This is a genomic window from Glutamicibacter sp. TV12E, assembly GCF_052441935.1.
Classification (GTDB): Bacteria; Actinomycetota; Actinomycetes; order Actinomycetales; family Micrococcaceae; genus Glutamicibacter.
The window spans coordinates 2,667,491-2,681,242 of record NZ_JBQVVF010000001.1 but is presented as its reverse complement, the minus strand read 5'-3'; the positions used below and the strand labels follow the sequence as shown (position 1 = coordinate 2,681,242).

Genomic DNA, 13,752 nt, shown 5'->3' with positions numbered 1-13,752 from the left:
CCACCGGCAGCGCTTAAACTGGTTAAGTGTTTCGTATCGTATTCAACGCCCCAGAGATCCCGGGTAATTCCGGAAATGCCATCCGCCTATCGGCCATTACCGGTGCCGAACTGCACTTGGTCAAGCCGCTAGGCTTCAATTTCGATGATGCCAATTTGCGTCGTGCGGGGTTGGATTACCATGACATGGCGAACGTCACGGTCCACGAAAATCTTGACGCTGCCTTTGAAGCTTTGGGGGAAGGACGCGTTTTCGCGTTCACTTCTGAGGGTGAGACGGTCTACTCGGACATTAGCTATGAACCAAGCGACATCTTGCTGTTCGGCAAAGAGTCATCAGGACTCAGCGCCGAAGATAAGAAGCATCCGCGTGTCACTGAACTGGTGCGGCTGCCGATGCTGCCGGGCCGCAGGTCACTGAATCTGGCTAATACTGCATCGATTGTTGCCTACGAGGCTTGGCGGCAACATGGATTTGCCGGCGCTTAAAGTACCAGTCTTCAATCGCCGCGTATACAGCTTTACCTAATCTTTATAAAGTAAGCTCTTTACTGTGCCCGTAAGCATGCGGGTATTGAACTGTGCCGACGACCTTTCGGGAGAATCCAAGACAATGAACGGTAGCCATTCCCAGCACCGCGACGAGCCTCAGGACGAAGACCTGGGACTAGACCTGGTGAGCCACGTGGCCAGCAGTTCACGAGCTGAAAGAAAAACCAGACCACGACGCTGGATTTTCGCGGTCGTGGGTGTAGCGATCATCGCCGTTCTGGCGTTAGTCATCTTCTCCCTGCTCAATGGTGGAACTAAAGCGTCCAAAGCATCCAAGGCCGACGACGCCATCTCAGTTCCGGTTGAGCTCAAAAGCGGTGGGCAAGCTAATCTGAGCAGCTCAAAGTCGGAAAACACCATCGGCGTTGAATTGACTTCGTTGCCTCCATTGGAAGAGTCAGAGCAGTATGTTGCTTGGGCAATCCACGAATCGGGCAGCGTCTCGGTCATCACGACAAGCAATGGCGAGGATGCTTCAGCAGGATACGCGCCAGCCGATGACATCATCGCCATTCATATCACCGTCGAAAGCTCGGATACGCCTTCGGCTCCTTCGGAAGATACCGAGGCTTCTGTGGACCTTCCATTGAGCGAGGATGCAAGCTCTCAGGCCAGCCAGGGCTCGTAGCCTAAGCATCAGACTTCAACTAAAGGTGCCTGTGTCCGTTGAAGGAAATATTCCTCATCGGTCACAGGCACCTTTAGTTTTTGACCGGACCTCGGCTAGAATCCAGCGATTGTATCGTCGGCATTCACAGCTACCAGATGGAAGGCTTCAGCCAATCGCCCTTCGGCAAGCTGCGCGCGCTGGCCGTTGGCGAAACACTGTTGAAGTACGAACCGCTCCATGGCCGCGACGTCAGGATGCTGCGTGAAATGAGCGCGCAAGGCATCCATTTTCTTATCGAAGTAATCCGTGATGTCGACGAAACCGTTTTCGCGTTCCTTCGGTGCACCATAGAGCCACAACCAAGGAACCCTATAGGCTTCCAGACCTTCTTCTCGAAGTAGCTCCGGGTAGGCGAAGGGATTCTCCACCGCCGGATAAATAGCACGTGTTACCGCTTCGCCACACGCTAGATGATCCGGATGCGAACGTTGGATTCGGTCCCAGTTGCGTTCAGGATGCATCGCCATAACGATGGTTGGCTTGACCTGGCGGATTAGCCGCACGACCTTGCGCATGACGTCGTGGTTAGCTTCGAGGAACCCGTCCCGTTCGCCCAAGAAGTGCACGGTTTTGACGCCAACTTTTTCAGCCGCTTGCTTCTGCTCGGCGTGACGCAAAGCGGCGGTTTCTTGTGGGTCTCGATCATCAAAACCACCGGCATCACCATCGGTCATGATGCAATATTGCACCTCGACGCCCGCGGTGGTGAATGCCGCAATGGTGCCCGCAGCGCCAAAATCCAGGTCGTCTGGATGCGCACCGAAGGCGAGGACCCGTTCGGTTTTTGCACCGAAGAATCTAGTTGTATCGATCATGCTTGGCGGCGTCGAATCTCTTCTGCGGCTTGTGGAAGCACCTTTGACAGATCGCCAACGATACCGAAATCAGCGATTTCGAAAACAGGTGCGTCGACATCCTTATTAATGGCAATAATGCACTTGCTGGTCTGCATGCCAGCCTTCTGCTGAATCGCACCAGAGATGCCAGCAGAAATGAACAGCTGCGGTGACACCGTCACGCCGGTCTGGCCGATCTGCGCGTCATGCGAGATCCATCCAGCGTCTGTCGCGGCTCGCGAGGCGCCAACAGCACCGGATAGAGCGTCGGCAAGGTCCTCAACCGGGCCGAAGTCCCCGTTGACGCCGCGTCCGCCCGCGACTACTACTCGAGCTTCGGTCAGCTTTGGACGATCCGATACGGCCTTCGCTTCGGTTGCTACAACGCGAATTTGCGGCGCAGCTGCCACTGGAAGTTCCAGGGCAAGAACGTCAAGCTGCTTATCCTGCTCCCCCGGCGCGTCTTCGATGCTGTTTGGTTTCATGGTGACAAATAGTGTTCCGCTGGTTGCCTTGGCCTGGGCGCTGTAGCTGCCAGCCAATTCGTCCTTGGTAACGACGAGATCTGCCGATACATCGGTAGCGTCCGTAATTACTGCTCCATCGAGTCGCACAGCCAAACGAGCTGCGATCTCGCGGTTGAAATTATCGTTGGCAACCAGGACGACATCGGCGGCGCTCAGCTTCACCGCGGCTTCGAGGACCGAGAGCGAATGGTCGATGAATGCGTCTTCTCCACTGGAGGCAACAAGAAGCTTGGCTACCCCGTAGCCTTTGACTACTTCTTGGGCTTCTTGCGAAGCCTCAGAGGCAACGGCCAATGTTGCCTCGTCGAAGCGCGATGCGAGGGTCAAAAGCTCGCGTTGTGCCTTGGACGGGACATCGGAAAGTTCATTGAAAAATACTAGCGCTGAAGGCATGTTCAATATTCCTTAGATCAGCTTTTGTTCGGCCAAGAAATCAACCAGGGCAATTCCAGCCTGGCCACTGTCATTAATGACAGTTCCGGCTTCTCGGGCAGGTCGAGCCTTCGCGTTGAGCACAGCAGAATGTGATCCTGGCGCTCCAACTGCATCCGCAGCCAAACCAATGCCGGCCAAGTCGACTTCGGTGAGGCTCTTTTTCTTGGCGGCCATGATGGCTTTGAAGTTCGGGTATCGAGGCTCATTGGCCTGATCAGTCACCGATAATACTGCTGGCAGGGCCGCGGCCAGGCTCAGTGTGCGGTCTGCATGGTCGCGTCGAATGGTCAGCACTCGGCTGTCCGCGTCAAAATCGACGGCCAGGGCATGAGTCAATTGAGCAAAATTCAGGCGTTCGGCCAGCTGCGCTGGAACAACCGAAGTTTCAGCGTCCGTCGAGGACATGCCAGTGACGACTAGGTCCACGTCTCCAACATGCTCGACAAGAGCGGCCAATGCCTTGGATGTGGCGATGGTGTCCGATCCGGCCAAAGCTTCGTCGTTCAGGTGAAGCCCCGAGCTGGCCCCCATCTGCAAGGCCTTCTTCACCGAATTGCTGGCGCTCTTACCGCCCATAGTTGCTGCAATGACCTCATGCCCAGCGGCGAAGCCACCTTGGGACTCGACGAGGGCTACGGCTGCTTCGACCGCATATTCGTCAAGTTCTGAAAGTACCGACTCTGCACGGTCAAGACGCAACGACCCAGAGTCGATGTGACGATCAAATTGAACGTCGGGAACATGTTTTACCAGCACCACTATTTTCAGCGGTGCCGTGGTTTCCTCGGTCATTCGAGCCTTCCTACAAGCTTTCGCGTCCAACAGCCATGGAACTGGTTGGACTTTTTATTCACTGTCTATCGTATCGATACATCACGATTGGCTCGTTCTTTATCGCCGAAAGTGCAAGAAGTGACGCAGGCTGGTTCGTCACCAGCCTGCGTCACCCACTCCACTGCGTCATCATGAAGATTTATTTAGTTTTTTGACAATTCCCCTACGGTGACCTTGGCCGTTTTCTCCTGGCCATTGCGCAGGTACCGGATTTCAGCTTCACCGTTGGCTGCAATTTCACGAATTGCCGCGGTCACGGTTTGCGAGTCGTGCACTGCACGCCCATTCACGCCAGTGATAACGTCTCCGGACTTCAGTCCTGCCTTTTCGGCAGCCGAGTCGGCGCTCACCTCAACCACCTTGGCTCCCACCGAGAAGGACGAAGAGTTTTGTGCTCCCTGTTCAGAAGTACCTTGCGCTGTCACGGTGGCTCCGAGCAAACCGTGAGTGGCTGAGCCGTTTTCGATCAGTTCCTGGGCAATGCGCTTCGCATAGTCGATCGGGATCGCAAAGCCCACACCGATGGATCCGCCTTCTTCGCTGGATCCGGAAGAAGCGATGGCAACGTTCACGCCGATGATCTCGCCGTTGGCATTGACTAATGCGCCGCCCGAATTACCGTGGTTGATCGCTGCGTCGGTCTGAATGACGTTGACATAGATCGAGCCGCTGGACTGTTGTTGTTGCTGCTGCTGGCCCGGGAATTGGAAGTTGAACTGGCTGCCGTCATCGCCATTGGATTGATCGCTTTCCTCTGGAACAGCGGAAGAAGCGATGGAAATTGTACGGTTCAGGGTGGAGATGATGCCGTCAGTGACCGTTCCGCTCAATCCAAGAGGTGCGCCGATGGCTACCGCGGTGTCGCCGACGTTCAGTTCAGAAGATGATCCTAGTGTTGCAGGGACAAGTCCGTCAGCCTGGATGTTGATCACGGCCAGATCTGAAAGTGGATCCGTTCCGACGACCTTAGCCGCGTGCACCGTTCCGTCATTCATTTGGACGGTGATTGTCGGGTCGGCCACTTCACCACCGAGCGTGACCACGTGGGTGTTGGTCAGAATGTTGCCCTTGTTGTCCAGCACGATGCCCGAGCCTGAGCCGCCGTTTCCGTTGCCTGAAACTTCTATGGTGACTACGCTGGGGCTGGCCTTGGCCGCGGCCGCGGTAACTTCGGTGACCTTGTCGGGATTGTTGATCACCACTCCCTCACGTGGTGCTGAACCGCCGGAAGTTGAGGTGCTGTTTCCATCATTCATGAGGTACGTAGTGCCGGCTGCGGTCAGTCCGCCTACCAAAGCCGCGGCGACCATTCCCGCGATTAAAGTGCTTCCGGCAAATCGCTTCTTGTCCCTAGGCTGCTTTTCTGGAGGAACAGGATATGCGGTCTGCGTATATGCGCCGCCAGCATAGGGGGCATCGTATGGCGAATTGGACTGGCTATTTTGTCCCGCGCTGTTCTGCGACTGGTAAGAAGATGCTGGTTGAGAGCCTGCAGTGTTTTGCGTGGCTGCGCTCATTGGCTCTGTGCGTGGAGCGGTTGGCGATTCGCCAGTGCCTGGCTGCTGGCCGCTGGCTGAATCCTGGTCCATGCGAGGGTAGCGGGCTGTCGGTTCGTTGGAACCGGAAGGCTGGCTATTGTGATCGTTTGATGGCCGTGCAGAATCACCCAAGTTTTCTTCACGTGGCTCATTCGGGGTCTGGCTCATTTCATGCCTCTTTCGAACTATAGAATCTCTTGGGTTTAATTATTCAGGTCTGGTCTGTGGCATCGAATTGTGGTGACTTTGCATCGCCTGTGAGTTAACTATTCTGGCAGCTGAATGTCATAGACGTGCTTCATTAGGGCAAATAGAATCAATTCTAAGTGTGAATCCAGTCTCTGGATACACCAGATCGGGTACATCCTGGTTTTAGTGTGACTTAGCTTTTCAGGCAGGAACGGGAAATGGGAATGAAGAGTCGGAAACTGCTAGCCAGTGCAATAGTGGCTTCGGTTGTATCGCTTGGAATAGCTGCTCCGGCATTGGCCGAGACGCCGGTCACCATCCCGCCTGGGGACTTTGTCATCGATAATTCCGGGGTGCTCGGTTCTGACGAAGCACGCATTGAACAAGAAATCAAAGAGCTCCGAAACGATACAGGGCTCAGCCTTTTCGCCATCTACGTTGACGAATTTTCCAGCCCATCGCAGGCCGATGAATGGGTTAAAGAAGTCGCGGACAAGAAAGGCTTGGGAAAATCCGACGTTATTCTCGCGGTAGCTACCCAAACCCGGCAGGCGTACTTCGCTGCATCGGACAATGGTCCCCTGGGCGAGCAGGACTCGGAGATCTATAGGTCGCTGATTAGCCCAGAACTCGGTGAAAGCAACTGGGTCGGTGCGGTTGACGGAGCCATCGAGGGCATCAGGAACGTCGAGAGCGGCGGTACAGCGGAGGGCTCTTCAGGCGGCGGCAGCTTCATGACCATTCTTCTCGTGGTCGCTGCGCTGGCAGTGGGTGGCTATTTCCTCCTCGCCCGCAGAAGCCGGAAAAACACCCGCGGACTTCCGCCACAACAGAACGATTACCCGGGCATGGCAGGTGCTCCTGCTCCGCAGCAGCCGCTGGTCGCGTTGGATGAGCTTCGCTTGCAGGCTGATCAGCTGCTCGTCGCTGCCGATGATTCCGTCCGCTCCTCGCAACAAGAACTTGGATTCGCCGAGGCCCAGTATGGCAAAGAAGCAGTATCGGTTTTCGTGCAAGACCTGGCCAAGGCCAAGGAGCACCTCACCGAATCATTCCGGTTGCAGCAGCAGCTGGATGACGACATTCCCGATACCGAAGCAGACCAGCGATCGTGGCTCAACGAGATCATCAACCGCTGCAAGGACGTCAACCAGTCCCTGCAAGAACATGCCGATGATTTCAAACAACTTCGCCAGTTGGAACAGAATGCTGAAGCCCGCATCACCGAGGTGAAGGCAAATCAGGAACCATTGAATCAAAGGCTTTCCGCTCGTGTAGCCGACTTCGAACAGCTCTCCGCCAAGTACGATCCGAGTGCAGTCACCCAGATCAAGGACAACGCGCAGCAAGCCGGTGAGCGCCTGACGTTTGCCGCTTCCTCATTGCAGAGGGCTTCCGAGAAGCTCGGATCAAATCGCTCCGACGCTGCGGTACTCATCCAGAACGCAGAAGAGGCCCAAGACCAGGCCGACGTACTTCTCGAGGCAATCGCCAAGGTTGGCGCATCATTAGAGCAGGCTGAACAGGACCTTCGTGCGGCCGTCGCGCTGGCAGAACGCGACCTGGCCCAAGCCAAGGCGACTTTCGCGTCAGGAACCAGTTCCGATCTCGCTGGACCGATCGCCGGCGTTGAAAGCGCGCTGTCCACAACGCGCCAAGGCATGGCCAGCGGAAAGTACAACCCGCTTGCGCTGATCACGCTTTTGGACGACGCGACGACTCCCCTCGGGCAGGCACTGGCAACGCTTCGCGGCCGCGCTCAGCAGGTCCAGGCAGCTAGGGATCAATTGCAGTCCTTGCTCCACACCGCCGCATCTCGCATCAACGGTACAGATGACTACATCCGAGCACGTCGAGGAGGCGTCCGCTCTTCGGCCCGCACTCGTCTTGCCGAGGCACAACGCACCCTGGACGAAGCGCATTCCTTCGCACACTCGGACCCGGCTCGAGCGGTAGCCGCTGCACAACGATCCATCCAGCTAGCAGACCAGGCAGCCCAAATGGCGGAGAACGACGTCAGCGGATTCGGCGGGTTTGGCGATGGCGGCGGCATGGGCGGCTATGGGCGTGGACGTGGCGGCGGAGTGTTTGACGGTGTTGGTGGTGCGGTGCTCGGTGGCATCCTCATCAATACCATCCTCGGTGGAGGCCACGGCGGTGGTCATTCCGGAGGCAACGATGGCTTCTTCGGTGGCGGCGGCTTCGGCGGGTTTGACGGCGGAGGCGGCGGTGGATTTGGAGGAGGTGACTTCGGCGGAGGCGACGGAGGCAACTTCTAGTCCGCCGATCCAGATTGACCGGCAGTTCATGCAGCATCAACGATTACTTACTCAATAAGGAAGGTCCCATCATGACCAAGCAATCAATCTTCGGACGCATCTCACAGCTGGCCAAAGCCAACATTAATGCCTTGTTGGACTCGGCAGAAGATCCACAGAAAATGATGGATCAGATGGTTCGCGACTACAACGACAACATTGCCGAAGCCGAACAGGCCATTGCCCAGACCATTGGCAATCTGCGCATGCTGGAGGACGACTACCGCGAAGACGAAGAAGCAGTGGCCGAGTGGAGCAACAAGGCTCTAGCAGCGTCGAACAAGGCAGATGAGTTCCGCGCTTCGGGCCAATCGGATGATGCAGCCAAGTTTGATAACTTGGCGAAGGTTGCCATCCAGCGCCAGATGCAAGCTGAATCGGAGATGAAGTCTGCAGAGCCAACCATAAGCTCCCAGCGCGAAATCGTTGAGAAGCTCAAGACCGGCTTGAACCAGATGAAGGAAAAGCGCACTGAACTGGCTGGCAAGCGCGATGAGCTGGTTGCACGTGCCAAGGCAGCTCACGCCCAGAACCAGGTCCACGAGGCTATTAAGTCCGTGAACATCATGGATCCTTCCAGCGAAATCGGACGCTTCGAAGAAAAGGTACGTCGCGAAGAAGCACGCGTTCGTGGAGCTGCCGAACTGGCATCGTCAAGCCTGGACGCGCAATTTGAATCGTTGGAAGACTTGGGCGAGCAGACCGAAGTTGAAGCTCGTCTGGCGGCACTGAAGTCCAAGCAGACAGGTGCTCTTGAAGGCTGAGCCTCTTTGCTAGGATCCCATGGATTGCGGTGGTGTGCTGATGCTAAGCATCGGCGCACCACCGTTGGTTAACTCGTTAAACAAGAACGGAGACCCTTTCGGATCTCCGTTCCCACTTTCGTGGCGGGGAGAGGATTTGAACCTCTGACCTCCGGGTTATGAGCCCGGCGAGCTACCGAACTGCTCCACCCCGCGTCGGTAAATACAACATTACCAATCAGTGAATGACTTGGCTAATTGAAAGTCAGTGTCCTTTGTCACGCCGTCGATTTCGAGGCGCTCCGAGCATTCTGGTCGCTGTTGGGGCCTTGCTCCATCAAGGGCATTTCGTATCCGGACGTGTTCAGCAGAATAGACTGGAGACCCTTTTGGTCTCCAGTTCCACTTTCGTGGCGGATGAAGCGTGTAGTTCCACGACATCCAAGACACATGAGCCGAGACATCGTTGGCACCATGGCATGTCCAGAAACCACGTCATCTTCCACAATTTCGGCGACGCCGGCTTGAGCTCCACTAGACACCTCCCGTCGCCACAATATCCCTAGACAAGGCTTCTACCAGCTGCCCTGCGCCCACGGCGTCGACGACAGCCCACTGGAACCGGCTACCAAAAACCGCACACCAACCTGCGCCGCACCGCAGTGTTTAAAGTCCGCACCTTCGAGCTACGCCGCACTCTCAGCACTAGTGGGATCGATGTCCACTCCCGATATTTGATGCACTGTTCAGTCCTGGAAGAAACCACCGCGCAAATCGTCATCGACACTTTCACCTGGTGCATCAACCACTACGGCGCACCGCAGAGCACCCTGAGAGACAACGAACTGGTTTACACAACTCGCCTGCTCAAACTCCTGAACAAGTTCGGAAAACTACTGACCACACTGGGGATACGCCAGAAGAACGGGAAACCATACCACCCGCAAACCCAAGCCAAAATCGAGCGTTTCCACCACACGGAGCACCTCTGGGTCAACGCCCGCCCACAAGCCAAATCGATCACCGAGCTGCCACTCCTCCTGAATGAATTCCAGCAGGTTTACAACACTGAACGTCCGCACCGCGCACTGAACCGGGAAACACCGCAACAGTGGTACCGCCGAACGCTCAAGGCCCGGCAAGACCTCAAGAACGCCACTCGTGACCGCGAGTTCCGCATCCGGCATGACCGGATCGGCAATGACGGAAAGTTACCCCGAAGCACGACGGAAGACTGCGCCACATAAGTGTGCGGAAAATACACAGGAGATAGAAAGTCGTGATGCTCATGGACACCGAATAAGTGACGGTGATGGACGCAGAAACCTCAGAAGTGCTCAGCCGCCACGTCATCGATCCCAGCAATATGTATTGGCCAAAAACCAGAAATCCCCCGGCCATTGGCCGGGGGATTCTGATAATTATTTGCAAAGTGTTTCGTAACTCATCTGTAGATGATGTTTCGATCCTTCGCTTTGTGGCGGGGAGAGGATTTGAACCTCTGACCTCCGGGTTATGAGCCCGGCGAGCTACCGAACTGCTCCACCCCGCGTCGGTAAATACAACATTACCAACTGATGAACTCAATAGCCAATCGAGCCAAGTGACCTTGATCGCAGGCCGCATTCGGCCTTGGCTCGAAGAAACCCGCCACCCCAGACCCGAAACCGACTTAGGAATTCATCGCCCCTCGCGACAACCTTAATCTCGACAACTCCAGGCAGATCATAACCATCAATACCGGGTGGAAATCGAGCACAATTCATTTCCGGACCGAGACCGCAATTTGGTCCAGATATACAAAAATGGAGACCCTCGCGGATCTCCATTTTCGACTTTCGTGGCGGGGAGAGGATTTGAACCTCTGACCTCCGGGTTATGAGCCCGGCGAGCTACCGAACTGCTCCACCCCGCGATGACTAGACAATTCTTGCATCATCGCGGAGCGAAAGCAAATCGGGAGCCCCGTTCTCTATTACCCTTCGGAGCCTTCGCTCGGTGCCGAAGGCTGTGGAGTCTCAGAGGAGCCGCTGTCGTCCAGCTTCACTTCCCCGTCAACTTCGGTCCCGTTGATCGCCGCATCGGCTTCCACGGCACGGTCCAAGGCATTCTGCAGCTGCTTCTGAGCCTCGCCGTAAGCTGCGAAGTCACCCTTGGCCAGCGCTTCCTGGCCCTTCTTGATGGCCGCGTTAGCATCAGAAAGGGCAGTGGACAGCTTCTGTTCATTGGACTGGCTCGGTGCCTTTTCCCCCTCTGGGTTGTCGCCTGGTGAAACACCTTCTGTTTCACCAGTTACAGCACCCGAGTTGCCGCCAAATACTTCGTCCAGTGCTTCAGCCAATGTATCGGCGAAGCCAACCTGGTCACCGAAGGAGACCAGAACCTTGCGCAGGGTTGGGTAGCTGGTCTGGCCAGAGGACTGGACGTAGACAGGCTGGACGTAAAGGATACCGCCACCGACTGGCAAGGACAGCAAGTTGCCGTTCTTGACCTCCGAGGCGCCCTGGCGCAGCAGGTTCAGCTCCTGCGTGACGCGAGTATTGGTGTCGAAGTTCTGCTGGGCCTGGCCTGGGCCTGGAACAGCTGTATCTCGTGGCAGTTCCAGCAGCCTGAGCTTGCCGTAGTCTTCGGACTTCACTCCGGCTTGTGAACCAGCGTCAGCTGATGCCGATAGGAAACCGAACAAGACGTTGCGCTGTTGCCCGTTGGAAGCTGCCGCGGGAATGAATGTCGAGGTCAGGGAGAAACTGGCTTCGTCCTGGGTCGGCATCTTGAGCGACATGAAATATGGTGGCTGCTTGACTCCGGCGGTCGACGAGGTCGGGTCGTCAGGGACGGCCCAGGCGTCATTCGACTCGTAGAAAGCATCCGGGTTATCCACGTGGTACGTCGTGAGCACTTCGCGCTGCACCTTGAACAGATCCTCTGGGTAGCGGACGTGCTCAATCAGATCAGCGGACATATCCTTCAACGGCTTGTACGAGGTCGGGAAGACCTTCTGCCATGACTTCAAAATCGGATCCTCGGTGTCCCAGGCGTACAACTTCACCGATCCGTCGTAGGCGTCAACCGTCGCCTTGACCGAGTTCCTCAAGTAGTTGACCCGACCGGTCATTGATAGGTCCTGGGCATTAGTCAGAGAGTCGGTAACGGCCGAGTCCAGCTGCTTTTGCTGCGAGTACGGGAAGTCGTTGGAAGTAGTGTAGCCGTCTACGATCCATTGCACACGGCCGTCAACGATCGCTGGGTATGCGCTCGAGTCCAGAGTGAGGTATGGAGCTACCTTGCTAACGCGGTCCCGGGGGTCACGGTCGTAGAGAATCTGCGATTCGGAATTGACCTGCTGGGATAGCAGAAGGTCAGTTGAAGCGAACTTCAAGGCGTAGACCAAGCGGTTGAACATGTTGCCAACGTTGGGTCCGCCCTCACCGGTAAAGGTGTAGCGCGTGTCCTGGTTCTCGCCACCGGTACCGGGACGGTCAAGCTCCTGGTCCGTCCACCCTTCATCCGGTCCACCGACAACAGAGTACTCCGGTGAGTTCTCGCCGAAGTAAATGCGTGGCTCGTAGTCCTTGTCGGTGATCAAGTCACCTGACGTTGGAATACCGCCCAACATGAAATCAGGTCGGCCTCCAGCGGCAACTCGATTGCCGTAGGCAGCGACAAGTCCATAACCGTGCGTGTAGTTGATGTGCTGGTTGACCCAGGTATCGGACGGGTTGACGTTCACTTCACGTGCCGCGATCACGGTGTCTTCTACCTTGCCGTCGATTTTGTAGCGGTCGACGTTCAAGTTCTTGGGGAACGTGTAGTACCCGCGGAACTGCTGAAGCTGTGCGAAGGCGGTGGAGACCAGGTTCGGGTCCAGCAAGCGAATGTTGGCAGTGGTTGCGGTTTCCTCGGCCAGGGCATTTTTCTCGGTGGAGATCTTGGCGTCGTAGTCGGTGACTTCAACGTCATCAAGGCCATAGGCCAGGCGAGTCATTTCGATGTTTCGATCGATATAGTCTCGTTCAAGTTCTCGCTGCGAAGGCACTACTTGGTACTGCTGCACCAGGAATGGGTAGACGCCGCTGACCACGATCATCGTGACGACCAGCATCGCCGTACCTATCAGGGGAATCCTCCAGCGCCCATTGAACGCGGCAATGGCAAAGGTGATTGCAATCAGGATGGCGATAATGGCCAGAATCATCCGAGCAGGGATGACCGCGTGGACATCCTTGTAGAGGGCGCCTGCAACACGTCCGGACTGGTCGGTCAGCGTCTCATATTGGCCGATCCAGAAATTGGCTGCCTGCAGAAGCAGGAAGACCGCAACGACGATAGCGGTATGAACCCGGGCTGCCTTGCCCACGGTGATGCCGCCACGTTCTTCGACACGAATGCCGCCGTAGAGGTAATGGGTCAGCAATCCGGCAACTCCGCTCAAGAGCACCACTGAAACGAGGAACCCGATAATGAGCGCGATAAACGGCAACGAGAAGATGAAGAAGCTCAAGTCCAAGTTGAACTGCGGGTCGTTATTCCCGAAGGGCGTCTGGTTGAAAAACAGCAGGACAGTCTGCCACTGGCCGGCAACAGCCACGGCGGCAAAGATTCCGACAACAAGAGGAATGCCCACCATAAGGAAACGGCGGATAGGCTCCAGCTGAGATTGGTAGCGTGACATGGAATCTTGCTGATTCGCATTCGGCGCGTATACCGGCCGGTGCTTGTAGGCGCTACGCATCGAGAACCACATAGGCACAGCCATCAGCACCAAGGCAATGGCGAAGATGATTAATTTGGCGACGCGTTCAGTCCAGTAGACCTGCGAGAATCCCAGCTGGTTAAACCAGAGGATATCTGCATAAAAGTTAGACAAGAAAACGAAGACCGCGACCAAAATAACCACCGCAAAGATGGTCAATGTCAGTGGCGACACTTTCTTGCCAGATGGGCTGGCAGGCCTCTGCGGTTCACGAGGCCTTGGCGGGCCTCCGAACGGACTATCCGATCCGTATGACACTATCTATTCCTTACCTTGGGTTCTCTCCGCTGTTGCCAACGGTGGAACTCGTGTACCTAATTCTTAGACGAGCGAGTACAAGCTTTGATTGTTGCGTCAC

General features: G+C 56.1%; 10 protein-coding genes and 3 tRNA genes. 5 read left to right on the top strand and 8 right to left on the bottom strand.

What is annotated here, in order from left to right; translation table 11 throughout:
• Positions 1-26 precede the first annotated feature (26 nt).
• Entirely contained in the window at positions 27-488 is a 462-nt protein-coding gene (locus ACT7DV_RS12640; RefSeq protein ID WP_444663003.1) for a tRNA (cytidine(34)-2'-O)-methyltransferase, read from the top strand.
• Positions 489-612: 124 nt separating this feature from the next.
• Positions 613-1,179: an anti-sigma factor gene (locus ACT7DV_RS12635; protein WP_444663001.1), complete on the top strand. Its 567-nt coding sequence runs from the start codon at positions 613-615 to the stop codon at positions 1,177-1,179.
• Between the two features lie 95 nt (positions 1,180-1,274).
• On the opposite strand, the gene ACT7DV_RS12630 is transcribed toward ACT7DV_RS12635, so the two are convergent.
• From ACT7DV_RS12630 to ACT7DV_RS12615, 4 genes are all read right to left on the bottom strand, one after another.
• Positions 1,275-2,036: a PIG-L deacetylase family protein gene (locus ACT7DV_RS12630; RefSeq protein WP_444662999.1), complete on the bottom strand. Its 762-nt coding sequence runs from the start codon at positions 2,034-2,036 to the stop codon at positions 1,275-1,277.
• Positions 2,033-2,977, bottom strand: a complete 945-nt coding sequence (locus tag ACT7DV_RS12625; protein WP_444662997.1) for an electron transfer flavoprotein subunit alpha/FixB family protein — start codon at positions 2,975-2,977, stop codon at positions 2,033-2,035. Before ACT7DV_RS12625 ends, ACT7DV_RS12630 begins: the two co-directional genes overlap by 4 nt.
• Before the next feature lie 12 nt (positions 2,978-2,989).
• Positions 2,990-3,811, bottom strand: a complete 822-nt coding sequence (locus ACT7DV_RS12620; RefSeq protein WP_444662995.1) for an electron transfer flavoprotein subunit beta/FixA family protein — start codon at positions 3,809-3,811, stop codon at positions 2,990-2,992.
• A 185-nt stretch (positions 3,812-3,996) separates the two neighbouring features.
• Positions 3,997-5,559, bottom strand: a complete 1,563-nt coding sequence (locus ACT7DV_RS12615; protein ID WP_444662993.1) for a trypsin-like peptidase domain-containing protein — start codon at positions 5,557-5,559, stop codon at positions 3,997-3,999.
• A gap of 239 nt (positions 5,560-5,798) precedes the next feature.
• Between ACT7DV_RS12615 and ACT7DV_RS12610 the strand changes: the two genes are divergently transcribed.
• Positions 5,799-7,859 carry a TPM domain-containing protein gene (locus tag ACT7DV_RS12610; protein ID WP_444662991.1) on the top strand — a complete coding sequence of 687 codons (2,061 nt, stop codon included), beginning with the start codon at positions 5,799-5,801 and terminating at the stop codon, positions 7,857-7,859.
• 71 nt (positions 7,860-7,930) lie between these two features.
• Complete coding sequence (locus ACT7DV_RS12605; protein WP_444662989.1) at positions 7,931-8,662, top strand: PspA/IM30 family protein; 732 nt, start codon at positions 7,931-7,933, stop codon at positions 8,660-8,662.
• Between the two features lie 121 nt (positions 8,663-8,783).
• On the opposite strand, the gene ACT7DV_RS12600 is transcribed toward ACT7DV_RS12605, so the two are convergent.
• Positions 8,784-8,857: transfer RNA gene (locus ACT7DV_RS12600), tRNA-Met, on the bottom strand.
• Positions 8,858-9,378: 521 nt separating this feature from the next.
• Between ACT7DV_RS12600 and ACT7DV_RS12595 the strand changes: the two genes are divergently transcribed.
• Positions 9,379-9,888: an integrase core domain-containing protein gene (locus ACT7DV_RS12595; RefSeq protein ID WP_444662987.1), complete on the top strand. Its 510-nt coding sequence runs from the start codon at positions 9,379-9,381 to the stop codon at positions 9,886-9,888.
• 231 nt (positions 9,889-10,119) lie between these two features.
• Here the strand turns inward: ACT7DV_RS12595 and ACT7DV_RS12590 are convergent.
• The 3 genes from ACT7DV_RS12590 to ACT7DV_RS12580 all read right to left on the bottom strand — a co-directional run bounded on the left by ACT7DV_RS12590 (position 10,120) and on the right by ACT7DV_RS12580 (position 13,652).
• Positions 10,120-10,193, bottom strand: a tRNA-Met gene (locus ACT7DV_RS12590).
• Positions 10,194-10,482: 289 nt separating this feature from the next.
• Positions 10,483-10,556: transfer RNA gene (locus tag ACT7DV_RS12585), tRNA-Met, on the bottom strand.
• A gap of 60 nt (positions 10,557-10,616) precedes the next feature.
• A complete protein-coding gene (locus ACT7DV_RS12580) occupies positions 10,617-13,652 on the bottom strand; it encodes a UPF0182 family membrane protein (protein ID WP_444662985.1) in 3,036 nt (1,011 codons plus the stop codon).
• Between the last annotated feature and the right edge of the window lie 100 nt (positions 13,653-13,752).

What these genes read in the sequence shown, in the direction of transcription:
- ACT7DV_RS12635 (WP_444663001.1), top strand. Translation starts at nt 613, where the DNA reads ATGAACGGTAGCCATTCCCAGCACCGCGACGAGCCTCAGGACGAAGAC.
- ACT7DV_RS12630 (WP_444662999.1), bottom strand. Translation starts at nt 2,036, where the DNA reads ATGATCGATACAACTAGATTCTTCGGTGCAAAAACCGAACGGGTCCTC.
- ACT7DV_RS12625 (WP_444662997.1), bottom strand. Translation starts at nt 2,977, where the DNA reads ATGCCTTCAGCGCTAGTATTTTTCAATGAACTTTCCGATGTCCCGTCC.
- ACT7DV_RS12620 (WP_444662995.1), bottom strand. Translation starts at nt 3,811, where the DNA reads ATGACCGAGGAAACCACGGCACCGCTGAAAATAGTGGTGCTGGTAAAA.
- ACT7DV_RS12615 (WP_444662993.1), bottom strand. Translation starts at nt 5,559, where the DNA reads ATGAGCCAGACCCCGAATGAGCCACGTGAAGAAAACTTGGGTGATTCT.
- ACT7DV_RS12610 (WP_444662991.1), top strand. Translation starts at nt 5,799, where the DNA reads ATGGGAATGAAGAGTCGGAAACTGCTAGCCAGTGCAATAGTGGCTTCG.
- ACT7DV_RS12605 (WP_444662989.1), top strand. Translation starts at nt 7,931, where the DNA reads ATGACCAAGCAATCAATCTTCGGACGCATCTCACAGCTGGCCAAAGCC.
- ACT7DV_RS12595 (WP_444662987.1), top strand. Translation starts at nt 9,379, where the DNA reads ATGCACTGTTCAGTCCTGGAAGAAACCACCGCGCAAATCGTCATCGAC.